Below are 24,111 nucleotides of genomic sequence, written 5' to 3'. Positions count from 1 at the left end.
CTCGCCCCGGCACGGCAGGCCCGTTCACGTCAAAAATCGCCACGCTCGCGTCAGTCGTCCCGCTCCGCTGAATCCATCCGCGTACACCTCCACCGTCGGGGCCAAGGCCAGCAGGCCGCCCGAACACAAGAAGCTGAGGAGGATTACGCGATGGGAACTCGGAAACAATGCGGCGAGGACATGAATGCCGAGCGGTGGCGCGGCCTTGGGTTGCGCACCCTGATGTTGGTGATCTGGTTCGGATTGTCTGTATCGGTCATGGCCCAACAGGGGCCGTCCTGGTATTTCCAGGTCGATGAACACAATGTGGGTATTGGCGGTCATGACCCGGTCGCCTATTTCACCGAGGGCAAGGCGCTCGAGGGCAAGCCGGGCATCGAGGCCACCCACGAGGGCGTCGTGTACCACTTCGCCACCAAGGCGAACCGCAAGGCCTTCCAGAAGAACCCCGACAGGTATGCGCCGCGTTTCGGCGGTTGGTGTGCGCTTGGCGCGGGAGCCGATCCACAGAAGTTGGGATTCGGAAACCTGCGCTTTCCCAGTGATCCCGAGAATTTCAAGATCATCGACGACAAGCTCTACCTGTTCGCGCGCCTGCCCGGATTCGATGCCAAGGCGACCTGGGAACAGGGTGACCAGGCCGAGCTGCGCCGTCGGGCGGAGTCCTTTTGGCAAAGCCGGCGTGAACTGGCCGGCTCCATCAAGGGTCTACCCGAGGGCATGCATCCCCGTGCTCCCATGGAAACCGCCCAGTTCGCCTTCCTGTTGGGAAGTTGGGAAAACGAAGTCAAATCGATGGTGGACATCGAAAACAAGCGCTACGGCCAGCCGGTCAAGGGCATCTGGACCGCGAAATTCGCCAGCGAAGGGTTCGGTATCCAGGACGAGTGGCGGGCGGTCGGCTGGGTCGGCGCCGGTGGGCCGACCATTCGCTCGTTCGATCCGGTCTCGCGCAAGTGGGTCATGACTTACATCCCCGTGAACCAGCCCCGCGACAATACCTGGCTGATGGAAGGGGCCTTTGACGAGAAAGGCAATCTCGAAGGCCAATTCGAAAGCACCGACCGCCGCGGCCGGCCGTTCATCCAGAAAGTGTTCTTCTACGACATCGAAAAAGACCGCTTCAGTTGGCGAGCCGACCGTTCCTACGACGGCGGCAAGACCTGGATCGAAGGCTTCATGGTGGCCGTGCAAAAGCGTATCCAGGAAGAACCCGGCTCCTGAGCGGACTTGGCGCAACGGCTGAGCCAATCTCGAGCGGCCGCCATCGCCTTTGCACGGTTCGCGAGCGCCTCGTGGGTGGTTGTACCGTCCACGTGCGCACTGTCCGCGGTTGCGGGATTCGGCTCAGCCGTGGCTGATATAGCGCTGCAGCCAAGCCTTCGTAAAGGTCCATTCGCGCTTGACGGTGGCCGGTGAGACGCCGAGCGCCTCCGCGGCCTCCTCGATCGTGAATCCCGCGAAGTAGCGCAGCTCGACGATCCGGGCCTTGTTCGCATCCATGCGCATCAAGACTTTGAGCGCTTCGTCCAGCTTCATCAATTCGACCGCACGGTCGCTGGTCAGCTCCTCCACCATCTCGATGTCCAGTTTCTCGGTGAGGGCACTGTGGTTCAATCGGCGCTTGAAGGCGTTGTTGCTGCGCGCGTAATCCACCAGGATCTGTCTCATCAAGCGCGCCGCGATGCCGAAAAAATGAATGCGGTTCTCGAAGCGGTGTCGCTTCTGCTGGAACATCCGCAGGTACATTTCATTGACCAGGGTCTCGGTATTGAACGGGTGATTCTGGCGTTCGCGGTTCAAATGGCCGCGCGCGATGACGCACAACTCGCCATATACCAGCTCCATGAGTCGTTCCAAGCCCTCGGGATCACCGCGCTCCCAGCTTTCGAGGTAGTCGGTGACGCGATCGTGTTTGGCGCTCTTGTACCTTTTCCCGGTGCTCATCGGCCGCGCTCGGAGCCCGGTAGCGGCGGAGATGGACCCGGCTTCCCTTCACCGCGGGAGTGAAACCAATCGATCTGGCATCCAAACACAAGCAATGGGGCCTCATCGCAGGCAAGACCGGGATTCTCTGGCTGAGGTAGGGAGGGATGTGCTCCCTCCCCGGTGTTGCATCAGAACTCACGGAGTGCTGCCAGAGGAGTGTTCGGCAGACCCGTTTGTGAAGACTTTGGAGTCTCTACTTATGCCTGCGAAAAAACTGATCAAATTGGCTCAGGGTTATTTTTGGTTTTTTGGGAAAAACGCGGTTTGTCCGTTGGGGGACAGAAGGAGTGCGGCGAAACCGCGACCGATGGGAAAACACGGGGAGGATCCGCCAGGCGGACCGGCCAAGCCGCGGTCGTCCCGTCGGTCTCGGCATGCGGGCATTCTCGTGATGGGTGGCTTCGACATGTTTTCCCGGCTCGTACGGTTCGAACGCAAAACGGGCGGCCCGGCATTTCAGATGGGTCGCCCGTTGGGTATTCAGGGGAAGGTCGCGATCAGCTCTTCTTGATCGAGGCCTCCGACTCCGTCAGCGCTTTCTTGAAACGCTCGAGTTGGCGTTTGAAAAAGGCTCGATCGGGATAATTGCGCACGGCTTCTTCCATCAGGGCCACCGCCTTGGCGACGTTGCCGCGGGCATTCTCGATCTCGGCCTGGGTGTCGAGAATGTTGGCGCGATCGCTGCCCGGTTCGGCCAGGGCCGCGCCCTTCGCGGCCAATCGGCTCGCCTCTTCCAGGTTGACCTCGTTTTCGAAGCACCACCAGGCAAAGCGGTTGAGTCCATCCGGCGTCTCGTCCCAGCCGGCGTCGTAGCCGGTCTTGATGGTGGCCAGGGCTTTTTCGGGCTTGCCCTCGATGTAGAGCTGGTGATCCGCTTTGAGCGAGATCATGGGCACCTTTTTGGCTTGCTCGGGCGACATGGCCTTGGCGACTTCCATGGCCTTGCCGATATAGCCAACCAACTGTTCGCGGTTCTTTTCTTTCTTGCTCAGGTAGATCATGCTCTTCGCGATGTCCATGCCGGTTTCGTGGTCCGCCTGGGCTAGTGCGCGCTGGGCGGATCGATGCAGATCGGCGAATTCGATGCCTTCCTCTTCACGGCGGAACATTTCGAATTTGACTTCCCAAATGTCCGACTGGTACGACGGATCCTTGGCGCCGCGCAGGCTCTCGGCTTCCTCATACAGCTTGATGGCTTGGCCGTACTCGCCCTTGGAAACATGGTAGTTGGCGAGGAAGGCCGCGGTGTTCAGGGTCTTTTTCTTTTTGTAGGACGCAATTTTCTGGCTGATGGGACGGGGATCTTCCAGGGCGGTGTCGATTTGGCCGATGAAGTGGTCCTTGCTGTAGCCGGTCCAGCGATAGATGACTTCCTGATCGGCATTGACGAGAACGAAGGTGGGATAACCACTGACGCCGTATTGTTCGGCCAAATGGAGCCCATTCCCTTTTTCCGCGTCGACCTTGAGCAGGACGACCGATTTCAGCTTTTGCTTGATGTCGGCGTTCTTTTTGGAATCGCGGGTGAAGACCTTACAGGGGCCGCACCATTCGGCGTAGAAATCGATCAGCAACGGCTTCTTTTCCTTGCGGGCCTGGGCGCGAGCGGCATCCAGGGTGTCGGCGGCGAAAGCGACCGTGGATAGGCAAGCGCAGAGCACAAGGACCAGCGCTTGGGACGTGAGACGAAACTTGGCAATCATGAATGTGCTACTCCTCTAGAAAACGAAAATGGACTTCGTGCTTAAGGGAGCATACGAGAAGGAAGCACGAATGCTCCGCGGTAGACCCGACCCATATGGCCCAGCCCGTGCCGCTTTGCGGTGATCCCGCGGCCAAAACGAGGCTCCATCGATACGTGGGAGTTTCGGAATGTCGGTGGGGGACAGGCGCGTTCTACATTGGCTGGATGGGTTGGGAAAGCGGCTTGTGGCGCCCGCTCAGATTATCAGAGCGCCGATCAAAGATCAAACCGGAGCGAGCCTCGCGTGAGGCGGGTCGCCGGCACATGGCGACTCGTGGGGAAAGGGACCATTCCCCGAAGCCCGCCGCGTCCGTATAATGATGCTGCATCGCGTTGCACCTCACCACTCGGCCTTGGGTGCAGCGGTCCGAATATGGCCGGATATCGTACCTTTTCTTTGTTCGTATCCATCCTGAAAACGGAATGGTCTCCCTTTACACGGCTTGCCGTCGGGATGGACACGCGTGATTCGACAGATGATTCCATGAGGAGCTGAATTTGAAGCGCACTCTTTTTTCGCTTTTTGCCGTTTCCCTACTTGTACTGCCGCAACCTGTCCTGGCTTGGGGTTATGAAGGCCACCGCATCGTGGGCCACATCGCCGCGGCCCACCTGACTCCCAAGACCCGCGAAGCGATTCGCGAGCTGCTCGGCGACACCAGCATGGCCGAACTCTGCACCTGGGCTGACGAAATCCGATCCGATCCCGTTTGGAGCCCTCGAGAAAATGGCAAGTCCCTCTCCAACGACGCTGACTGGCGCGATCGACTGAATCACCGTTTTTGGCACTATCTGACGGTTCCCGACAAACAGGCCCTGAAGCGCTTGGAACGCACCGATCACCCACTCAAGGAAGGGTATCTCTACCCCAAGATGCTGGACTGCGAACGCGTGTTGCTGAGCCCGGATGCCTCGCGAGAAGAGAAGATCAACGCCCTTCGTTTCTTCGCGCACCTGGTCGGCGATGTCCACCAACCACTGCACGTGGGCAACGGTACGGATCGTGGTGGCAACGACGTCCGGGTGACCTGGCGCGACAGTGACGGCTCGCTGCACTGGATCTGGGATTCGGCGATCATCGAGCGCGAGGAGCTTCCCGCCGAAACCTATGCGGCTCGATTGAACGCCCGAATCACCACCAAGCAGGTGCGTCGTTGGTCTCGCGCCGATTACAGCGTTTGGGTTCGCGAATCTTTCAAAATGCGTCCCCGCGCCTACAAACTTCCCGACGCCGGGGAGAACAACCTGGTCCCCATCGACGAGTCCTACGCGGATCGGAACAAACCCGCCATCGAGAAACGCCTGCAGCAGGCCGGCGTTCGCCTGGCATATCGACTGAACCAAATTTTCGACAAGACCGAATGATGCGCGTATTCGAACCCTTTGGATGAAGCCCCGTCGCCTGGGGATCTTCGCCGGGAATCGCGCGAAATCTTTGTGAAGCACGCCTGTTCACGGTCCGAGCCGTCGGGCGTGCTTTTCTCTTGATGGCGGCATGGGCAGGGGAAACGCGAGGGGCTTCGACCGATCGACCGGGCACCGAACGGGATCGTGACCATGCTCACGATTGTGTAACATTCAGTTTTCTTGGGTCGAGCTGGAAAAAGTGTGTTTTCCCAATAGTCTTGCTGTGTTGAAAAGCATATAAAGCGTAAGATTTGAATCTTTGTTGAAACTTGAGATCGCTCAGAACCCTTTACGCTCGATTCATCTCGCATTAAACTGATTAGAAATTCAGTCCTCTTTTCCTGATGAGCCCAGATTTTAATGGCGGTTTTGCGCGTTCTTTTTCGCGCCACATGTTCGCCTTTTTCACGGACTGTTGGTCACTATGATTTCCTGTTTCACTTCTCTTCTGCTTTTTGGGTTTCGGTACCCATGAAGCCTCTCGATCTCGGCCGGCGCAGCATTCGCCGTAGGTTGCTCACCTGGATGGTCGGGTTGACGGTCGTCTTGGTGGCCCTGATGACCGGAGTCCAGCTCGGGGTCCAGAAGCGCCTTCTGGAGCGCGAACTGGACAATCGCATCACCCTGATCAAACGAAACATGCAGGAACGCGGCGCCACCCTGGCCGAGTATTTGGCCCGCCAGGTCGAAAATGACGTTGCAAAGTTCGACTATGCCTACATTCACGAAACGCTGCAGCGCGCTGTCGCCGGTGACCCGGAACTAGATTTCGCGATTCTCATGGACGGCAACAATGTGGCCCACGTCCACACGCGTCCCTACCTGGTGCGTGAAAAACTGGAGGGGCCCGAGGATCTGTTCGCGGCCCAACAGCGCGCCATGGCGACCAATCAATACCAAGGTGAAGACCAGACCTACATCGAACTCATCGCCCCCATCTACACCGGGCGACGTCACTGGGGGGTTTTGCGCCTGGGGTTCTCGCTCGAGGCGGTCAATGAGGAAATCGTTTCCTCGCGTGCGGAGATCGCCAAACAGTCGGAGCGGCGCCTTTACGATTCGATACTGACGGCGTTGCTTTTCGGCCTGGTGGCGGCGGCCATCGTGATCTTCGTGTCCACCAGCATTTCGCGACCGATCGTGGCGTTGACCGAGGTCGCCCACCGCCTCGCCCGAGGCGATTTCTCGGCTGCCGAGCGCATCGTCGTGGCTTCCGGCGACGAGATCGGGATTCTGGGTCGCTCGTTCCTGACCATGAGCCAGAATCTGGAGGAGTCACACGGCAAACTGGAAGAGTACAATCGAACCCTGGAACAACGCGTCATCGCGCGCACGGTCGAGCTGAGCGACAAGAACGAAGAATTGAACGCGCGTTGCAAGGAATTGGAAACGCTCGAGAATTTTGTGGTGATCATCAACCGTGAATTCAAATTCGATAACGTCCTGAACACGCTCCTGCGCCAGGGCCTGCAGCTTTTTCCCCATGCGGAGCGAGGGGCGTTCCTGATTCAGCGGGCCGAGGGTTCGTTCCGGTTCGCCGCCACGGTCGGGTACGATATCGAGGAGCTGTCGGGGCTCGATCTCTCGCTGGAGGAGGCGACCCGGCACCATATCGCCAAAACCCGTGAAGTGGACGAGGACGTTTTTCTGGTCCTGTTGAACCGCGACGAAACGATCGAGCGCCTGGTTTCCTTTCGCCGGACGCGTGAACTCCTGGTGATGCCACTTCGTCTTCACGGAGATTTGGAAGGCTTTCTGATCCTCGACAATTTGGGCTACGCGGAAGGATACGACCTCTCCGATCTGCACAAGCTGGTGCGCTTTCGCGAGCACGCGGTATCCGCGGTGGCCAAGGCCCGCACCATGCGCGAGCTTCAGGAAAAGAATCGGGAAATCATCCGTACGCAGAACCAGTTGGTGATTCAGGAGAAGATGGCTTCGCTGGGTACCCTCACCGCCGGCATTGCCCACGAGATCAAGAACCCGTTGAACTTCATCAACAATTTCGGCGAGGTGATTGTCGATCTCGCCAGGGAGCTCGCTCAGGAGTTGGCTGGGGTGCGCTCGCTGTTGGGCGAAGAGGCTTACGAGACGTTCGAGGAAATCGCCGGCGATATGGCCCAGAGTGCGGACAAGATCGTCAAACACGGACGCCGCGCCGACCACATCATCCACGGCATGTTGATGTTGTCGCGTGGCGCCTCCGGTCAGTTGGAAATCGTGGACGTGAACGCCTTGATCGAGGAGTACGTGAATCTGGCCTACCACGGCCTTCGCGCCCAGGACAAGTCGATGTCCTTGAACTTCAAAATGGATTTGGATCCCAAGGCCGGCCACATCGAAGTCGTGCCCGAGAACATTAGCCGCGTATTCCTGAACGTGGTCAACAACGCCTGTTATGCCGCCAAGCAAAAGCAGAAGGAGGGCGAGGACTTCGTGCCGACCGTTTCGGTCACCACGCGCGACATGGGCGACAGGGTAGAGATTCGCGTCCGCGACAACGGGACCGGCATTCCGGACGAGATCAAGCAACGGGTCTTCACGCCATTTTTCACCACCAAACCCGCCGGAAAGGGCACGGGTCTGGGTCTTTCGATCAGTTACGACATCGTGGTTACCGAGCATGGTGGCGCGTTCCGGATCGACAGCGAACAGGGGGCGTTCACCGAGGTCTCGATGGTGTTGTACCGGCGCTTCCCCGTCAAGCCCAAGCAGGTGGACCTGCGCACCGCGGGTTAGGCGACACGAGTCGGCAATACCGCACTTAGCAGCCAGGATCGCAGTAGGGCGCTCACCTCGGCGGGGCGCTCCATCGCGGACATGTGCCCGCAATCCGGAATCAGCTCGATACGGGCGTTGTCGATAAGCCGCGCCATTTCCAAGTGGACTTCGGGCGGCGTGATCGCGTCCTCTTCGCCCGCGACGATCAGGGTCGGACACCGAATGCGACCGAGATCCGGACGGCTGTCGGGACGACCCATGATCACCCGTTGCTGGTCGACGAAGTTGTCGGGACCCACGCGTTCCGCCATGGCCACGATGGCAGAGCAGAGTTCGCGGTCCTCCAGCCGGGAAGGATGGACCAGGAAGTCGAGCGCCATGCCCGAGATGGTGGCGATGTCGGTCTCGCCGAGCCGCTTGAGCAGCACCAGCCGTTGGGCGGTCCGTTCCTCGTCGTCGGGTTGGGCGGATGTATTGAACAAAGCCAGTGCCTGGACCCGTTCCGGTGCCTGGCGCATGATTTCGAAGGCCGTGTATCCGCCCAGCGAGAGACCGCAGAGAATGAACTTGGCCGGCGCCTCGGCCAGGACACCGGCGGCCATGGCCGCGAGGGATTCGAGACGGCGGTAGACGGGCACTTCCGGGGTCACCAGATCGGCGAGATCACGTGTCTGATCGGCCCAGAGGCGGGCGTCACCCATCAGGCAAGGCAGGAACAACATGTGCGGTCTGACTGGCATCGATCGTCCTTTGCGGCGACTTGGTTCGCGGAGGATTGGCTGCCGGCCCGATTCACACCTCGAACGGGTCGCGAGCGCGGAGGGGCCGAAAATCCATCGGAAAGTTGTGCGTTGGAAGTCGAACCATTACAACAGATCCCCATTAAAAGGGGAACCGTACGGGCGATGGACCGGCCAGGGTTGTTCCCCGGGGGCTTCAGGGGCCGTCCTGAAAGTTGCGATGTTGACATCCAGTCTCAATATCAACTAAGATCGTCCTGCGCCCAAACCTTTGGGAGCAACACGCATAACCCGATTCACTTTTTCAACAACAAGCCTGCCATGCCAGGTACAGGTCGCCTCCGGCCTTGTCGTCTGGTAAGATGTGGGGCCGTTCGGTGGGCTGGAATGCCCATTTTCTCGTCTTTTCAACCCCTTTCCCGAAGCGTTTCGACGCTCTCCCGGATCCTCACCGCCAAGGATCCCCATCATGAGGATTGCCATGTTGGATACCCTGCTCACCTTTGCCGTTGTCGGCGTGGCCGGGATCTACCTGTTCGTGAAGTTTCGTCCCGGTGCCGATCGGCAGGACGCCGGGTCGGAGGCCTCGTGCGGCAGTTGCGGCGGCTGTGAACCCAACCAAGGAAGCTTTGACGTATGACCCATTCCGTTCCGCTCAGCACGCTCGAACCCCGTCAATCCGGTCGAATCCTCGACCTGGACGAAGCCAATCCCAACACCCTGCGCCTGGCGGAACTGGGACTGGTTACCGGGAACCACGTCGAAGTGCTGCGTCGCGCGCCACTCGGCGATCCGATCCATATTTCCGTGATGCGGCACGAGCTGTGTCTGCGTCTCCACGATGCGAGGTCCGTTCTTGTTGAACCCGTCTCCCCTGAGTCCTGATGCGGCAGCGGCCGCAAATGCGGTCGGCCCTCGGACCGTCGCCCTCGTCGGCAGCCCCAATACAGGTAAATCCAGTTTATTCAGCGCACTTTGCGGTTTGCACCAAAAGGTCGGCAACTATCCCGGTGTGACCGTCGACAAAAAACACGGCCTCACCCGCGCCGGTTCGGTCGACGTGGACATTCTCGACCTTCCGGGTTTTTACGGGCTTGCTCCCAAGTCGCCGGACGAGCGGGTGACCGTCGATGCATTGCAGGGCAACCTGGCGGGCACCGCGCGGCCGGATCTGCTGCTGTTCGTGGCCGAAGCCACCCATCTGGAACGGCACCTGCCGCTTTTTGCGGAGATATCCCGGCTGGGTTTGCCCACGGTCCTGGTGCTGACGATGGCCGACCTGCTCGAATCCAATGGGATTCGCCTCGACCTGACGGTGTTGTCCGAGCGATTGGGGGTACCCGTGCTGCCCGTCAACACTTACGACGCGGCAGATGTGAACAAGCTTCGAAACATCCTGGGCGAATGCCTGGCCGAACCCGCCCCGATCGAGGCCGTGGTGGCACCGGCACCCGAGGGCGACATCGCCGACCTGGGTAACCGTTTTCGCTGGTCGCGGGACCTAATCGCCGACGTGGAAGGACGAGGGCCCGCAAAAAGGTCCTTTTCTCAACGTTTGGATCGCTGGCTACTGCACCGTTTCTTCGGACCGGTCTTTTTCATCGTGGCCATGTACCTCACCTTTCAAGCCGTTTACACCTGGGCGGGACCCTTGATGGACCTGATCGAGTCCGCCTTCGCGGGATTGGCCGCTTTCGCGGGCGGGTTCCTGGCCGACATGCCCATGCTCGATGCGCTCGTTCAAAACGGGTTGATCGGCGGCGTGGGTTCGGTGGTGATTTTCCTTCCGCAAATTTTGATTCTGTTCACCTTCGTGGCGATCATGGAGGATTCGGGCTACCTGGCCCGCGTGGCGTTCATCATGGACAAGATGCTGTCGTGGACGGGCCTCAACGGCCGGGCTTTCATCCCCTTGCTCTCCGGGTTCGCCTGCGCCATTCCCGCGATCATGGCCACGCGCGTGATGCCCGATCCCAAGGCCCGTCTGGCGACCATCCTGGTCACGCCCCTGACATCCTGCTCCGCGCGCCTGCCCGTGTACTTGTTGCTGATTGGCGCTTTCATCGAGCCTCATTTCGGAGCGGGCTGGGCCGCCTTCGCACTTTTCGCCATGCACGCCCTGGGTCTGCTGCTGGCGTTGCCCTTGGCCTGGTTCTTCAACCGGGGTCTGCTCAAGACGCCGCCGATGCCGTTCGTTTTGGAAATGCCCGATTACCGCATGCCCCGTCCGGGTTCCGTGTTACTGCGGTCGTGGATGGCAGGGAAGACCTTCCTGGTCCAGGCCGGAACCATCATCTTCGCTTGTTCGATCGTTATCTGGGCGATGAGCTATTTCCCCAGACCGGAGTCGGTCAGCAACGACATTCAGACCGAATACGCATCCGTCCTGGATTCCACCGAGGACGAGGAGGTCCAGGATGAAATCGTCGCCGAAATGGAAAACCGCATCGCCGCGGCCTACCTGGAGCAAAGTTGGCTCGGTCGCCTCGGTAAGGGCATCGAGCCGGTATTTCAGCCGTTGGGTTTCGATTGGCGCATTTCGGTGGGCATCATCAGTGCCTTTCCCGCACGCGAAGTGATCGTCGCCACCCTGGGCATCGTGTACACGGTGGGCGAGGTGGACGAAACCTCGCCGGGGTTGAAATCGGCGCTCCAGAGCCAACGCGACCCGGATGGCAAGCCGTCTTTCACGCCGCTGACGGCCATCGTGCTGATGGTGTTTTTCGCGCTGTGCAGCCAGTGCATGAGCACCCTGGCCACGGTCAAACGCGAGCTGAAGAGCTGGAAGTGGCCGGTCTTCCTGTTCGCGTACATGACGGTCCTGGCCTACGTCTGCAGTTTGGCGATCTACCAAGGCGGCCGCCTGCTGGGCTTCGGCTAACCCGCACCGTGTCCATCCATCTTGCAATGCGAGTCTGGGTCTTTCGAAATGGGATTTCCCGGTGTTCCAGACGGACCCGAAAACCAGCCATGTTGTGTAGGAAGTCAGATAAAAGGAGCACGGCTGTCATCGCCGATACACCCTCGTCGCATCTTGCCACCATCTTAAATACCTCTCTCGAAACAAAATTGCTCGGAGTGCCCGAATGCCGAAAGATTCGTCGTGCCAGGTAGGTTGGCCGGCCCGGCCGACACTTCGAAGCGGCGCAGGCTTCGCGAGATCAAGTGATAAAAGAGCGGAGCAGATAGGTCGGGTCTCTAGATTTCTCGACGATCGATTTTGATCCATGCTAAGTCGCTTCGATTGGTGGAGCAAGCTGCTCCACCTACAGGCTTTACGTCTCTTACGCGCATGCGGGCCCTCCGAATCGGCGCACTTCGCGTTGTTTCTTTCTCGAAATCAAGCCGGGTGTCCTCCCCGCTGGTTCGTAGCAATTGTGAATGCGGGAACTCCGAAGGATTAGTTACCCACCTAAAACCCAGTTGCCGGTGTGCCGGTGTGCCGGTGGCCGGCCAGAGCAACGACTCTGTGTTACCTTGCGCTTGACTTGTAACACATGAGGGAACGGCCATGAGTGATGCAACATTCACCTTCCGGGTCGATGGCACTTTGAAACACCAATTCACCCAGGCCGCCAAGTTGCGAGACCGTAGCGGTGCGCAGCTCCTCCGAGACTTCATGCGGGACTTCGTTCGACAGCAGCAGGAGGCGGAAGAGCATGGCGCTTGGTTTCGGCGTGAAGTGCGGGCAGGCATCAATACAGCTAACGCTCATGAGTTGATATCTGCGGAGGACGTGGAAGCAGAAGCCGCTCGATGGCGTGCGGAAACACAACGGAAACTGTCCGGCTCTGAATCATGAGGCTGGTTTGGGCCAAACCAGCTAGCCTAAAACGGAAAAAAATCAGAGAATACATCGTTCAGGAAAACCCCGCCGCTGCTCTCGCCCTCGATAAACTTATTTCGGAGAAGGCTTCACGGCTCGTCGTTCATTCTGGCCTTGGCCGTCATGGCCGCGTTGCAGGTACTCGCGAGCTAATCGTGCATCAGAACTACATTCTGATTTATGACACGACTGAGGATCTAGTTCGAGTATTGCGTTTCCTACACGCTGCACGCCAAGGGCCTCCATCCCAACCGTAATGGTTTTTGGCGGTAATTAAGTGTTGGAGGCTTGAACCTATCCCCGTCGGGCGGCCAACCATTCGTCCAGGCTGTACCGGCCCGGGCGATGGTTGATCAGGTGGAAGCAGACGCCCAACAGGCAGAGGTTCTTGACCAGGTTGCTGCGCTGGTAGACCTGCCACAGCCAGGCCCAGTCTGCGGATAGGCTTTCCGGCGCTTGCCACAATGCGGGAACGTGGATCGTCAACGTCACCACGACCAGGAAGGCGCCCAGGACCAGCGCGCCCTGCATCGTCTTGTACCCCAGGGCGATCGAGCAGCCGCCCGCCAGCAGCACCAGTCCCGCCAACGCCGAAACCAGCCGGCGCGGCTCCATCCAGGCGGGCATCAGGTTCTGAATCAGGCGATCGTCGAACAGATGTTCCGCTCCCAATCCCAGGAAAATCAGGCTGAACAGCAGGCGGAAGATCAACTCGGTGATGTCGTAATTCAAGCGGTGGATCACGGCTTTCTCCTGATGCGACACGGGCTCGGTTCCCAAAATGGGCGCAGCGGATCCAATGGACGCGCTCGGCGGCTCATCCCGGTTCCTCGTCGGGCTTGGCCGGCTCGCTCTGCGCGGGATCGGATCGAGGGTTCGGGACCGACTCGTCCTGGCTCGGTGCCGCGTTCGGCAGCTTCGCCACCCAGCGTCTTCGCTTCGGCAGGCCGAGCAGCAGGATCCAGTGGTAGAGACGACTGGGAAGCAAACGCCGCAGCAACGCGAACAGGTGGGCGTCCAAGGTGGCGGCGACGCGCAGCGGTGGGTTCCGGCGCCGCATCAGGCGGAGAATGCGGCGGGCGATGTCTTCCGGGGTGGTCGGCGACCCGTACATCAGCTTGGTGATCATGTCGATCATGTTGGTGTAGTAGGGATGATAATCCTGGCTGGGATCCTCGAAGGCCGCGCGGCTGCGTTGGGTGAAGAGCGCGTTTTCGAACGAACTGGAATGGACGAAGCCCGGTTCGATCAGGGTGACGTGCACGCCCCAGGGCCGCATTTCGTACCAAAGCGCCTCGGAAACGCCTTCCAGCGCGAATTTCGAAGCGCTGTAGGCGCCCATGGTGGGCATGGCCATCATGCCGCCTACGGAAGAGAGATTGATGATGTGGCCCCGCCGGCGGGCGCGCATCGAAGGCAGCACCAGGCGAATCAAGTGCATGGGACCCATGAAGTTGACCGTCAGTTGGTGTTGTTCGTCGGCGCCGCTCAGGTGCTCGACCACCGCGCGGTAGCAGATGCCCGCGTTGTTGACCAGAATGTCGACCCCGCCCCAATCGCGGTCGATTTCCTCGATCAGGAGATCGGCTTCCAGGGGCTGGGTCAGATCCAGGGGGCGGATGCGGATGCGCTCGTTCTCCTGAATGCCGGCGCTGACGAAACGCTGCAGCGACTCTGCTCGCGCGGTGAGCACCAATCGAAACGACGTGGACAGCAGGACGCGGGCGAGGGCCAGGCCGATTCCGGTGCTGGCTCCGGTGACGAGTACCACTCGCGTATCCTCGCGTCGCTTGCCCATAATGTGAACCTTGGTTGCGTACCCAGGGTCGTACCCAAAGTGTGCGATTCGGGTGGATGCAATCGGAAGGCCGAACCCCGCGCAAAATGGTGGAGCGAAACGTCTTGGGAAAAGCATGGTCCGGCATTCCGGAGGCGTACTTGGAAAGTACGTCGAGCATTTTCACATGGCGTTGCAGCCCAGCAGATTGTGGGAGTGCGCCGCCAAGAATCGGTCAATTTGGGTCATAGCCCAGAACTGCAGATCTTGTCGATACCCAAGGCATCGGGCATTTTCCGAAACCGCTTTAGCCGACCAACTCAAAGAAATCCGTCGCCTTCCCTTCGGAATCGGTCGTGGAAGGGGGCCCGTCCCGCTGCGGTGTTGACGACCCTCTTCGCCCGTCAGTGCCAATCCACTTCGATGCGATCCCCGCTGCATACCAACGCCAACGTCGCCTGGGTCAGATCCGGCAGTTCCACCAGAAACCGCGAAACCGGTGTCACGATTTCGCGTTCGAGCGCTCGCTGCAGCGGCCTGGCCCCGTAGCGTACATCCGTGCCGCGATCCGCCAGAAACGAAATCACCTCGGCGTTCCAGCTCAAGGTCAGCTCTCGCGATTTCAGGCCTTCACGCGTGGCGAACGAACGCAGGGAAAGCGCCGCGATCTGTTCGATCGTGGTTCGACTCAACGGCTCGAAGGATACGATGTGGTCGATGCGGTTGACGAACTCCGGGCGAAAGAACTTCATGGCTTCCCGCGTGTACGAAGGTCCGGCACCTTCGCCGAATCCGACCGAAGCGGTCTTTCCCGCTCCCAGGTTCGAGGTCATGATGATGATCGCGCTGCGAAAATTGGTGCGGCGTCCGTAGATGTCGGTCAGATGGCCCTCGTCCAAGACGTTGAGCAGGAGATCGAAGACGTCGGCGGCGGCCTTTTCGATCTCGTCGAAAAGAACCACCGAAAAGGGATGGCGGCGAATGCGGGTCACCAATTCGCTGGGCTGCCCGTCCGGCTTGGCCTGGAGGCGCGCGGCGGATCCAGGGTATGCGTATTCGCTCATGTCGACGCGGATCAGGCGATCCTCGCCCTTCTCCCCGTGACCGAACAGGTAATCCGCCAGGGTTTTGGCCAGCTCTGTCTTGCCGACACCGGTCGGCCCGCAAAACAGAAACACACCGAGCGGGCGCGTGATGTCGTTCATGCCGGCCTTGAAAGTGGTGACCACGTCGGCGACGGCCTCACATGCCGGATCCTGACCCAGAACGCGGCCGCGAAAGGCCGAGAACACCGCGTCCCAGGAAAGCGGGCGGCGGGCGTCCACCAAATCACGCGGCAGGCCCGTGTGACGCATGAAGCGCTCGGTGATGAAATCGCCCTCCACCAGCTCCAGCCGGTTCTTTTTGGCTTGGGCGAAGCTGTTGGCGACGAAGGCGGTCGGATCGGCGGGGAACCGATGATAGGGTTGAAATCTCCCGAACAGGTCGAGGGTTACCGTGTCGATACCTTCCGCCGCCTTGCAGCGGTGTCGTTGGCTTTCGATCTCCACCGACCGCCGCAGGATTTCGCGCCGGTCCCGCGCCCCCAGGTCCGGCAGGCGCAGGATCTGGAACAGGTCCACGAATCCGGGCAGCAAACGGCGGCAGGCCTGCAGGCCCTCGGCGGTGGTCTCCACCACCATCCGCAACTCCCCTTCCGCCAGATAGGGTTGAAAGAAGGCGGCCAGGCTCTCGTTGGGTTCCTCTGCGCCCAGCCGAACGAGATCGAGCAGGTCGTCCACGCACAAGACGCCTTCGATGTCGCCGAGCTCCTCCACCAACCGTTCGCAGCGCTGCTCCCACTCGCCCAGGTAACTCATCCCGGCCATGATGCGACCGGGCCGGGTCATCCAATGGCGTGGCTGCCTCGGCCCACGGTCGTCCTCGTCGTCTTCGTCGCGATCCCGGAGTTCCAACGCCTTGACCGCGTGAGTCAGGACGGTGGTCTTGCCGCAGCCGGCCGGGCCCAGCAACAGCACGTTGGCGCCCTCGGTGCCCAGCCGAGCGATCAGGTCGGCGATGCAGGACTCGCGGCCCCAGGCATTGCCGTGTGTGCGGCGAAAGCTCCTGGCGCGAATGGGTTCCGCGACGGCCCCCAGCTCGGGCGGCGGCTCGAGCGGGCGATGCTTGGACTCGCGATCGGTGTGAACCAGGATGCGATCCAGCTCGATGTGCTCCGGGCAAAACAACCGCGCCAGACGGCCGGGGTCGCGATCACCCAGCTTTTGTTGCACCGCCTGCTCGACCAAGGCGGGCAGGTCGTCCTCGGTGACGTAATAGAAACTCAGATCGAGGGCGGGAAGGGAGGCGAACCGCAGGTCCCGGTAACTGCCGACGACCACGGCCACGTTCAGGCGCAACTTGCGCGAGCAGGGGAAGATCCGCTCACTCTCCCGCTCCACGAACGAGGGACGAACCGACACGGGAACCAGGCGTAACTCGGGTTTTTCGATCGAGTCCAGTTCATCGCCCTCGTCGACGAGGTGGCGCGCCAGAGCCTGGAGTTGCTCCTTGGCCTTTTTTGCGGATTCGGCCACGGCGGTGTGCATGTCGATGGTTTGGATCAGGACGGCCACCATCATGCCGGGCCGCTCCTGCCAATACAACACGGGTATGGACGTGACACTCATGGCGCCTCCCTACGGCCGGGCCGGCTGTTCGAATCGGGCCGCTCCGCGCCGCCTGCGGTAAGGCGGTGGAGCATGGTGCGAAAGTAAAAGTTCGGCGCGGGATTGCGATCGGTGCTCAGCAGCCCGGAAGGCAGGTCGACAATGGCGGCGTCGCTGATCACGCGCACGATCGGCGGCAGGGTGCCCGCGCCTGCGAGCGCCTCCGCCAGGTACCAGGCTCGTTCGCGAACCTCCAACTCGGATTTTTTCCAGGTCGAGTGGTACCAGGTCTCGGGATCGTCGCCGATCGGTTGGGCCGCGACCAGGTACGGAACCAGGCCATCGGGCCCGATGCCCAGGTGCACGCCTGCCTCCAACTCCAGCAATCGACCGGCGATGGGACCCTGAAAAAGGGTGCAGGACATGTCGGCTCGGTGTTCGGCGTCGAACGAACCTTCCAATTTGGTGATGCCGGGAAACAGCTCCAGGACGGATCCGTAATCCGGCAAGCGCCGGCGCGTGGGTTCGTGTACCGCCCCGGTCAGTGGAACACAGATCAGCGCCGCCTGATCGTCGACCCGACTCGGTCCGGCGTCCACCAGGATGCGCAGCAGGTCGACCGCCTCCCAGGCCTTGCGTAGTCGGGTCCGAAGGCGGAAGCCGACAGGATCGTCGATGCCGCGATGGCTTTTCGCCAGGGCCTTGAGGGCGTGGGTGACATTGGCCGTGCGCAGCAGATCGGCGGGATCCCAATCCGGCGGCAACTGGACCGGCAGGCTGTCGTCGATGGGGATCGGCCGCTCCAGAGCGATGCGTCGGGTACTGGTGTGGCTGAGGGTCAGGCTTTCCAACAGGTCTCGGACCGAATGCAGACGCTCGCGGCACAGCTCCTGGTGGTGACGCAGGGCGAAGTAGAAGGTCAGCTCGGGGGAGAGCGCGTCGATGGATACGTCGCCGGCCGGAGCCAGTTCCTGTAGATGGCGCTCGGATTCGATCAGCTCGGCCTCGAGCCGTTCCAGAGCTTTTTCAGGATCGAGGCCCTGCCGTCGCTCCGGCACCCGAGCGGCGGGTCGGTAGTGAAACACCTGAAGATTCGGGCGGCCGTCGTGGTCGCCGGCGACACGGATGAACACCGGCTCGTCCTGGCGCCGGCCGCTCAACGCGCGGCCCAGCGGCACCGTCAAATGACGCTCGACGGCGCGTTTGAGTGCGCGCGCACCCAGCTCCGGATGGTAGCCCGCCTCGCCGATGCGCGCGATCCAGCGCGGCTCCACGGTGATCGCACAACCGCGACGTCGCAGCCCCTCGCGTTCCAGCAGGTCGCGAACGTGACCTTCGGCGATGCGGGAGATGTGGTCTCGGGTCAGGGCGTTGAACGGAATCAAGTGGTCGATGCGGTTGAAGAATTCGGGTCGGAAGAACTGGCGAGCTGCCCGTCGGTAGACCTCTCGCGCGTCTGTCGGATCCTGGGTCAGCCCCAACGAGGAACCGGCCTCTCGGGCGCCCAGGTTGGAGGTCATGATGATGATCGTGTGACTGAAATCGACCGTGCGTCCGTTGCCGTCGCTGAGCCGACCCTCGCCCAGGACCTGAAGCAGCAGGTCGTAGACCACCGGATGCGCCTTCTCGATTTCGTCGAACAACAGTACCGAGAAGGGATGATGGCTCACGGCATGGGTCAGCAAGCCGTTGGGCTGGGCGAAGCTGCCGATCAGGCGCAGGGCGGCGTCGGCCTCCAGATACTCGTTCATGTCGAAACGCAAGAGCCGCTCGCTGCTGCCGTAGAGAAAGGCGGCCACGGTTTTCGCCAGCAGGGTCTTGCCGACGCCCGTCGGACCCAGGAACAGCAGGGTCCCGTAGGGGCGATGGGGATCGTTCAAACGGGCCTTGGCCGCGAGAATGACGTCGGTCAGGGCGGTGATCGCCGCGGGTTGGCCGTGTACCGCGCCGGTCAGCTCACGCATGACGGCCTCGCGAGAAAGGGATTGCTCCCTGTTCAGGAACTCGAGCGAAAACCCGCTCTTGGCCTGAAACGAGGTACGTACCTTCTCCCCGTCGATCGTGCCGTTCTCGTGACGCGCGGCCAATTGCCGCAGGAGGGTCACCGCTTTGCCGGGAAAGACCTGATCCTGAACGAAGCGTCCGGTCAGGTCGAGCACCTGGGGCAGTGCGTCGCGTTGAAATTCGCAGCGGTGTTCGGCTTCCAGGAGGCGCATCATGTGGTGCAGCATGCGAATGTTGGCGCGGGGTTCCGGCTCGGCGAGACGGATGATGTGGAACATGTCGGCGAAGCCGCGATCCTGCTCGCGTAGCCGGCTCAGGGCCGCGGGAGTGATCTCGCCGATGACGCGCACCTGGCGGCGTTCGATGAACGGTTTGAGGACCTGAGCCACGGTCAGATCACTGCTGGCCGACATGCCGGCCCTGAAGAGGCCGAGCAGGTCGTCGAAATAGAGGAAGTGGTTTTTTTTCTTGGCGTGTTCGATGATGGCGTGCACCCGGTTTTCCCATTCGCCGACATAGGACATGCCGCTGATCAGCCGTTGCGGTGAAAGGAGCCAGGTCTCCTCGCGCGATTTGTCGGCCCGTTCCTTGTGGGTGCGCAAGACCCAATTCTTGATCAAGGCGGTCTTGCCGACGCCGGAAGGCCCGACCACCAGAACCGGCCGCGGCTGCGAATCCTGCCCGATGCGGCGCATCTCCGCCAACTCGTTGTCGCGAAAGAGAGCGGTCTCCTGTTCGTTCAGTTGCCAATCCAGGCAGCGACCGACCTTCATCAGTTCGAGGGCTCCGTCCACCTGCTCCTCCTGGCCGAGGAACATGCGCAGGGACTTCTCCTTGGGAATCTGCTGGTCCTTGGTGTTGATGCTGATTTGCATCCAGGTGAGCCATTCGCGGCCCTCGATCTCGAACATCGTGGGGTGCGGGTGGCGGTGCTTTTTTTCCTCCGCGCGGTAATGGCGGGTAAGCACCTCCGCACACCGGTCGTGAACCGAACCGTCGCTCGGCAGCGTGAACCAGAGATCTTGCCAGGCGGGTAGAAAGCCAGACCGTATGCCGTTGCGTCGGGTACTGACCAGCAGGCCCTTCAGTTTGAGCGTGCCGCAGCGCAGGGGGATCGCCAGATCCAACGGATGTTCTTGAAGTTCGTGGGCCTGGATCTCCTGGAGCAGGGCCCGGTGGTGGGGTTCTCGCGCCATGGCGGCCAATCTTCGCTGCAACCGGCGCTTGAGTGCCGCGAGGACCCTGACCAGATCGTCGCGCCGTTCTTGCTCGTCGGCGATGAACAGCGGGCGGGCCAGATGACTGTCGCCACCGCCGCCGCGTTTGGGGACCTTGTGAATGTAGATGGGCAGGTTGACGATCATGACAGGAGTCGCCTCCGGGCGGATTGCTCGAGAAAGTCGCTCATGACTTTTTGGAACGCGGCGGGCCAGGGGAGGCCCGAGCGGTGTTTTCCCTTGAGGAAGTGATCGGTGATCCGGAAGCGACTCGACCAGTAGTCGCGACGCGGTGGGCAGTTCTTGAGACCGAAGCGCTTTTCCGCGCCGTCCGGAGGGGTGAAGTCCGCCAGGCGCCCCTGATGCGTGACGACCACGGCCTCGACCTTGGGCTCGCCGTGCCAGGCGTGCAGGCCCAGTTCGGCGCCGAACCAGAGCCAGGCCAGGGGACCCTCGATGGCGAGGGCGATGCCCAGCAAGTGGTCGGGAATGCGTTTGCGCCAACCTTCCAGTTGCCCCGGGTCGGTGACCTCGCGCAGCTCGGGCAGGTCGGCGGTGAACATGGCGCGTTGTTCCAATTGCCGTTTTCTGGTTTCTCGTTCGTCGGGCTCGCCGGTCTCGGTGTCGCCCGGACTCGTGGCTTTGGCTGCCTTATGGGCCGTTTCCCGTTCCTTTGGAGACAGGCGGCGGTCGCTTCCCTTCGATTTGGGTTGGGCGGTTTTCTCGCGGGCGCTGGTGGCTTTTCGAACCGGAGGGCGTTTGGCGTGGTAGGTTTCGAAGCTGAGCTGCATACCCAACGTCAGGGCGACCGAACAGTAGATGTCCACCATTTCCAGGGTAATCTCCCGCGTGTCACCGAAGACCCCCACCACCGCGCGATCTGGAACGGCGAATTCCCGGGCGTAGAGATGGGCCATGACTTGGAAGAACCCGGAGTTCAGACGGGTCAGTCGAGCCATGTCCGGCCGATTCGGTTCCTCGTAGCCGTACCAGGCCATGTGGCAAGCGCTTTCCGCTCCGACAACCTCGTGGTTCAGGTCGTCGAACCCCTTCGCCTGGGTCTTCAAATCCGGCAGTTTCGCGATCTGGGCGTGCTCATGGGGGCTGCCGCGCTTGCGCTTTTTCAGCCGTTGCTCCAACATCTTCAGCCGTTCGATTTCATTGCGGAGCTTGCTCAGGTGAGGACCGCGATCCAGTTCGAAGAGATCGCGCCGGAGGTAGCTCAATTTTTTGAGCAGTTGGCTTTGGGCGGGACCGATCCCCGGTTTCTCAGGAACATCTCGGTTGGCGGTCACCGCGATGCGGATGAAACCGTCCGCCATGGAGATCTCCACCCGGTGCTGCTCGCCAAGCGTGCGCGTCGCCAGAATTTCCGACAGCGGCACGATCAGCCGCGCCTGCAGGGTGCGTTTCAGGGGCCTTGCACCCAGCTTGGCATCGTAGCCGGCCTGTGCCAGGTGGTGGACCACCGAGGGATCGATGCTCAGGGTGACACCGGATTGCCGGATGCCGTCTCGATGATGGAGCTGGTCCAACTCCAATTGCGTGATGGCCGTGACGTGGTTCGGGCTCAGCGCGTAGAAGGGCACCACCCTGTCGATGCGGTTGAAGATTTCGGGGCGCAGAAAGTCGCGAACCTCGCGCAGGAAATGTGCGTTGGCGTCGCTTTCGCGATCATCCGATTTGACCACCCCGAGCCGTCCCTTCTCGAAGGACTTGGCACCGAGATTACTGGTCATGACGATGATCGTGTTGCGGAACGAGGCCACGCGGCCGGCATCGTCGGTGAGGCGGCCGTCGCCGAGGATCTGCAGCAACAAATCGAAAAACAGCGAATCGGCCTTCTCGAACTCGTCGAAGAGCAGCACCGAAAACGGTTCTTCCCGAACCTTGGCCGTCAGCAGGCCGGCGCCTTTGTCCTTGCTGCCGATCAGGCGCTGGACCGAGTAGGGATCGGAGAACTCGCTCATATCGAAACGCGTGACGCGGGTGGCATCGCCGAACAGCCAGTTCGCGATGGTTTTGGCCATTTCGGTCTTGCCCACGCCGGTAGGGCCGATGAACAGGTAGGAGCCGATGGGTCGGTTGGCTTGGGTCAGGTCGGCCTTGATCGCGGCCAGCATGTCGACCACCAAATCGATGGCGCCCTCCTGACCGATGACGCGCGCTTGGAAGAAGGTGCGCGTCGCGTCCAGCGACATGGGCACGGAGGGATCGAGGATCAGGCGCGGTAGGCCGGTTTCCCGGGTGAAGGCCTCGTAGACCTGGGGTTCCTCGATGTCGTGGTCGGGCCGGTCCATCGCCAGGTTGTCGATGAAGCGCAGCGGTCGTCCTGGCAGGGCCGAATAGGCGGCGAACCGGCGATGAAGGCGATCGATGCGACGCAACGCCTTGGTCGAGAAGCGCGATCGGTAGCGTTTGCGCAGGTCTTTGGCTCGTTCGGCCAGGATGTCGGCCATGGCCGCTTCGTCCGGCTCTTCGATGTCGATGCGTTCGAAGACCTGCAACAATTGGGGATCGCGTTTCTCGATCAGGCCGTACTGTTCCGGCGTGCATTCGCAGATGACCGGCAGGTTGCCGCCGGCGATATGGGGGCGCAGAAAGCCGGCGATGCTCTGGTGAATGTTGCAGGCCTTGCCCACTTCGGACAATTCCAGCAGGGATCCCAGGATCAGGACCGCCTTCTCGCGCTGGGCCTCGCCGATCAGGCGCTGGCATTGGTCCTGCCACATGCCGAACCCGGTTTGGCCGGCGACCAGGCGCGAACCGTTACTTTCGCAGAACGTGAGGTGGCCGACCCCCAATTGGATGCGGCGGCGCACCATTTCCTGAATGACGGCCGTTTTGCCGACGCCGGATTTACCGACCAGCAACATGCCCTGGCGGCTTTCCCGCGTCAGGGCTTCGCACAACCGTTGAACCTCCGCCTCGCGACGATAGGCTTTTGGCAGGCGTTGGTGGTTGAGGCGGGTGGTGACCTTGCGCAGGACCTCGGTCGTCTGATCCTCGTTGATGTCTCGATGCCGTTGGAGTGCGGTGGGGAAGTTCACGGCCACCTCGCGCTGGGTCAGTTCCATATCGACGACGCGGCTCCAGGCGTGGAGGCGTTCCAACGAGCGGGCCGCGCCTCTGCGTTTCAGCGCCTGGGCGATCTCGAATCGAAGCGTCTCCGGCCCGTCCTGCTCGTGACGCACGGCGATTTCCAGGTCCAACCAGGGCACCCGGGCGAGGTGGTGGCGCGCGCCGTTCTTCTGTTCGGAGGCGTAGCGAACCACGGGAAAGGTCACTTCGATGGGTGCGTCCCAGGTGCGGGTTTCCTTGTGCGGTGGTACCTGAACGGTGACGCGATCGAGCAGGAAGGCTTCCGCCGAGTGGCGTTCGCAAGCCTGGTACAAAGGCCGTTTGGCGAGTGCGCCTTCAAGGAGTCGACAAAGGTGGTCGACCGCCTTTTCCGGATCCTCGTCGACGGAAGCGAACTGAGGAAGGAACAAGGGCTCGGCCAGGTAGTAGTTGTCTTCCAACCGAAGCTGGAGAATGTGGATGGGAAAGATGATCTCGGACATGGCAAACCCGCTTGGTTCAAGGCTTCGGGATTCCGTCGCCTCGACAGGGAAGAGGCGTGGAACCGATGAAGCCTGCATCGTGACGAGAGACGATTGCCGGCGGTGAACCGGGCAATGGCCTTGGCTGGGAAATAGAGTAGGATGGTCGGACTCCAGCTTAGCCCATGGAGCCGTATTTCAGGAAGGCAATGATACCGATCAGGCGAATAGGAGGTTTGATAAGCGTCTGGCGAATTATCATAACACGCTTAAAAGACGTCTAAAGAGTGTTTGTTGCGAGTCTTTATGACGGAAATTTCGGCGATTATCGAAGGCCTACAGTCAAAAGAGCCCGATAGTCCAAAAGGGTCGGCGCGCCAGTAGGTTGGGCTGCCAGCCCGACCAATCGAAGCAACCCAAGCAACAACAAACGCTTGGGCCAAATAGCGGAGCCCGGAATCGCCCTCGCGACCCCAATCCGAAGTCGCAAAGCCCA

At 61.1% G+C, this 24,111-nt stretch carries 16 protein-coding genes; 8 read left to right on the top strand and 8 right to left on the bottom strand.

What is annotated here, in order from left to right:
* The first annotated feature begins 150 nt into the window (after window positions 1-150).
* Window positions 151-1,224 (top strand): YHS domain-containing (seleno)protein, encoded by a 1,074-nt coding sequence (locus tag J3U87_RS00285; protein WP_237381016.1) that lies wholly within the window; start codon window positions 151-153, stop codon window positions 1,222-1,224.
* Window positions 1,225-1,347: 123 nt separating this feature from the next.
* Here the strand turns inward: J3U87_RS00285 and J3U87_RS00280 are convergent, their stop codons facing one another.
* Both J3U87_RS00280 and J3U87_RS00275 read right to left on the bottom strand, forming a co-directional pair.
* Window positions 1,348-1,947 carry an ECF-type sigma factor gene (locus tag J3U87_RS00280; protein WP_237381014.1) on the bottom strand — a complete coding sequence of 200 codons (600 nt, stop codon included), beginning with the start codon at window positions 1,945-1,947 and terminating at the stop codon, window positions 1,348-1,350.
* A 539-nt stretch (window positions 1,948-2,486) separates the two neighbouring features.
* Entirely contained in the window at window positions 2,487-3,692 is a 1,206-nt protein-coding gene (locus J3U87_RS00275) for a thioredoxin family protein (protein ID WP_237381012.1), read from the bottom strand.
* 539 nt (window positions 3,693-4,231) lie between these two features.
* Here J3U87_RS00275 and J3U87_RS00270 point away from each other — a divergent pair.
* On the top strand, window positions 4,232-5,098 hold the full coding sequence (locus J3U87_RS00270; protein WP_237381010.1) for a S1/P1 nuclease: 867 nt from the start codon (window positions 4,232-4,234) through the stop codon (window positions 5,096-5,098).
* Window positions 5,099-5,611: 513 nt separating this feature from the next.
* Window positions 5,612-7,879, top strand: coding sequence for a sensor histidine kinase (locus J3U87_RS00265; protein WP_237381007.1), 2,268 nt, complete (start codon window positions 5,612-5,614; stop codon window positions 7,877-7,879).
* On the opposite strand, the gene J3U87_RS00260 is transcribed toward J3U87_RS00265, so the two are convergent.
* Window positions 7,876-8,601, bottom strand: a complete 726-nt coding sequence (locus tag J3U87_RS00260; protein ID WP_237381004.1) for an alpha/beta fold hydrolase — start codon at window positions 8,599-8,601, stop codon at window positions 7,876-7,878. The two genes, J3U87_RS00265 and J3U87_RS00260, sit on opposite strands and share 4 nt — an antisense overlap.
* A 469-nt stretch (window positions 8,602-9,070) precedes the next feature.
* On the opposite strand from J3U87_RS00260, the gene J3U87_RS00255 reads away from it, so the two are divergent.
* From J3U87_RS00255 to J3U87_RS35150, 5 genes are all read left to right on the top strand, one after another.
* A complete protein-coding gene (locus J3U87_RS00255; RefSeq protein WP_237381002.1) occupies window positions 9,071-9,241 on the top strand; it encodes a hypothetical protein in 171 nt (56 codons plus the stop codon).
* Entirely contained in the window at window positions 9,238-9,486 is a 249-nt protein-coding gene (locus J3U87_RS00250; protein WP_237381000.1) for a FeoA family protein, read from the top strand. The genes J3U87_RS00255 and J3U87_RS00250 overlap by 4 nt, the downstream gene beginning before the upstream one ends.
* Window positions 9,458-11,482 (top strand): ferrous iron transporter B, encoded by a 2,025-nt coding sequence (gene feoB / locus J3U87_RS00245; RefSeq protein WP_237380998.1) that lies wholly within the window; start codon window positions 9,458-9,460, stop codon window positions 11,480-11,482. Before J3U87_RS00250 ends, feoB begins: the two co-directional genes overlap by 29 nt.
* A gap of 630 nt (window positions 11,483-12,112) precedes the next feature.
* Window positions 12,113-12,403: a CopG family ribbon-helix-helix protein gene (locus J3U87_RS00240; protein ID WP_237380997.1), complete on the top strand. Its 291-nt coding sequence runs from the start codon at window positions 12,113-12,115 to the stop codon at window positions 12,401-12,403.
* On the top strand, window positions 12,400-12,684 hold the full coding sequence (locus tag J3U87_RS35150; protein ID WP_420038246.1) for a type II toxin-antitoxin system RelE/ParE family toxin: 285 nt from the start codon (window positions 12,400-12,402) through the stop codon (window positions 12,682-12,684). The genes J3U87_RS00240 and J3U87_RS35150 overlap by 4 nt, the downstream gene beginning before the upstream one ends.
* 37 nt (window positions 12,685-12,721) lie before the next feature.
* On the opposite strand, the gene J3U87_RS00235 is transcribed toward J3U87_RS35150, so the two are convergent.
* From J3U87_RS00235 to J3U87_RS00215, 5 genes are all read right to left on the bottom strand, one after another.
* Entirely contained in the window at window positions 12,722-13,171 is a 450-nt protein-coding gene (locus J3U87_RS00235; protein WP_237380995.1) for a DoxX family protein, read from the bottom strand.
* Window positions 13,172-13,244: 73 nt separating this feature from the next.
* On the bottom strand, window positions 13,245-14,225 hold the full coding sequence (locus J3U87_RS00230; protein WP_237380993.1) for an SDR family NAD(P)-dependent oxidoreductase: 981 nt from the start codon (window positions 14,223-14,225) through the stop codon (window positions 13,245-13,247).
* A gap of 383 nt (window positions 14,226-14,608) precedes the next feature.
* Window positions 14,609-16,873, bottom strand: a complete 2,265-nt coding sequence (locus J3U87_RS00225; RefSeq protein ID WP_237380991.1) for an AAA family ATPase — start codon at window positions 16,871-16,873, stop codon at window positions 14,609-14,611.
* Complete coding sequence (locus J3U87_RS00220; RefSeq protein ID WP_237380989.1) at window positions 16,870-20,220, bottom strand: AAA family ATPase; 3,351 nt, start codon at window positions 20,218-20,220, stop codon at window positions 16,870-16,872. The genes J3U87_RS00225 and J3U87_RS00220 overlap by 4 nt, the downstream gene beginning before the upstream one ends.
* Window positions 20,217-23,636: an AAA family ATPase gene (locus J3U87_RS00215; RefSeq protein ID WP_237380980.1), complete on the bottom strand. Its 3,420-nt coding sequence runs from the start codon at window positions 23,634-23,636 to the stop codon at window positions 20,217-20,219. Before J3U87_RS00215 ends, J3U87_RS00220 begins: the two co-directional genes overlap by 4 nt.
* Window positions 23,637-24,111 lie beyond the last annotated feature (475 nt).

It is taken from the genome of Sulfidibacter corallicola, assembly GCF_017498545.1.
GTDB lineage: Bacteria > Acidobacteriota > Holophagae > Acanthopleuribacterales > Acanthopleuribacteraceae > Sulfidibacter > Sulfidibacter corallicola.
The sequence above is the reverse complement of the archived record's forward strand: the minus strand, read 5'-3'. Positions and strand labels throughout refer to the sequence as shown.

What these genes read in the sequence shown, in the direction of transcription:
- J3U87_RS00285 (WP_237381016.1), top strand. Translation starts at nt 151, where the DNA reads ATGGGAACTCGGAAACAATGCGGCGAGGACATGAATGCCGAGCGGTGG.
- J3U87_RS00280 (WP_237381014.1), bottom strand. Translation starts at nt 1,947, where the DNA reads ATGAGCACCGGGAAAAGGTACAAGAGCGCCAAACACGATCGCGTCACC.
- J3U87_RS00275 (WP_237381012.1), bottom strand. Translation starts at nt 3,692, where the DNA reads ATGATTGCCAAGTTTCGTCTCACGTCCCAAGCGCTGGTCCTTGTGCTC.
- J3U87_RS00265 (WP_237381007.1), top strand. Translation starts at nt 5,612, where the DNA reads ATGAAGCCTCTCGATCTCGGCCGGCGCAGCATTCGCCGTAGGTTGCTC.
- J3U87_RS00260 (WP_237381004.1), bottom strand. Translation starts at nt 8,601, where the DNA reads ATGCCAGTCAGACCGCACATGTTGTTCCTGCCTTGCCTGATGGGTGAC.
- J3U87_RS00255 (WP_237381002.1), top strand. Translation starts at nt 9,071, where the DNA reads ATGAGGATTGCCATGTTGGATACCCTGCTCACCTTTGCCGTTGTCGGC.
- J3U87_RS00250 (WP_237381000.1), top strand. Translation starts at nt 9,238, where the DNA reads ATGACCCATTCCGTTCCGCTCAGCACGCTCGAACCCCGTCAATCCGGT.
- J3U87_RS00240 (WP_237380997.1), top strand. Translation starts at nt 12,113, where the DNA reads ATGAGTGATGCAACATTCACCTTCCGGGTCGATGGCACTTTGAAACAC.
- J3U87_RS35150 (WP_420038246.1), top strand. Translation starts at nt 12,400, where the DNA reads ATGAGGCTGGTTTGGGCCAAACCAGCTAGCCTAAAACGGAAAAAAATC.
- J3U87_RS00230 (WP_237380993.1), bottom strand. Translation starts at nt 14,225, where the DNA reads ATGGGCAAGCGACGCGAGGATACGCGAGTGGTACTCGTCACCGGAGCC.
- J3U87_RS00225 (WP_237380991.1), bottom strand. Translation starts at nt 16,873, where the DNA reads ATGAGTGTCACGTCCATACCCGTGTTGTATTGGCAGGAGCGGCCCGGC.
- J3U87_RS00220 (WP_237380989.1), bottom strand. Translation starts at nt 20,220, where the DNA reads ATGATCGTCAACCTGCCCATCTACATTCACAAGGTCCCCAAACGCGGC.
- J3U87_RS00215 (WP_237380980.1), bottom strand. Translation starts at nt 23,636, where the DNA reads ATGTCCGAGATCATCTTTCCCATCCACATTCTCCAGCTTCGGTTGGAA.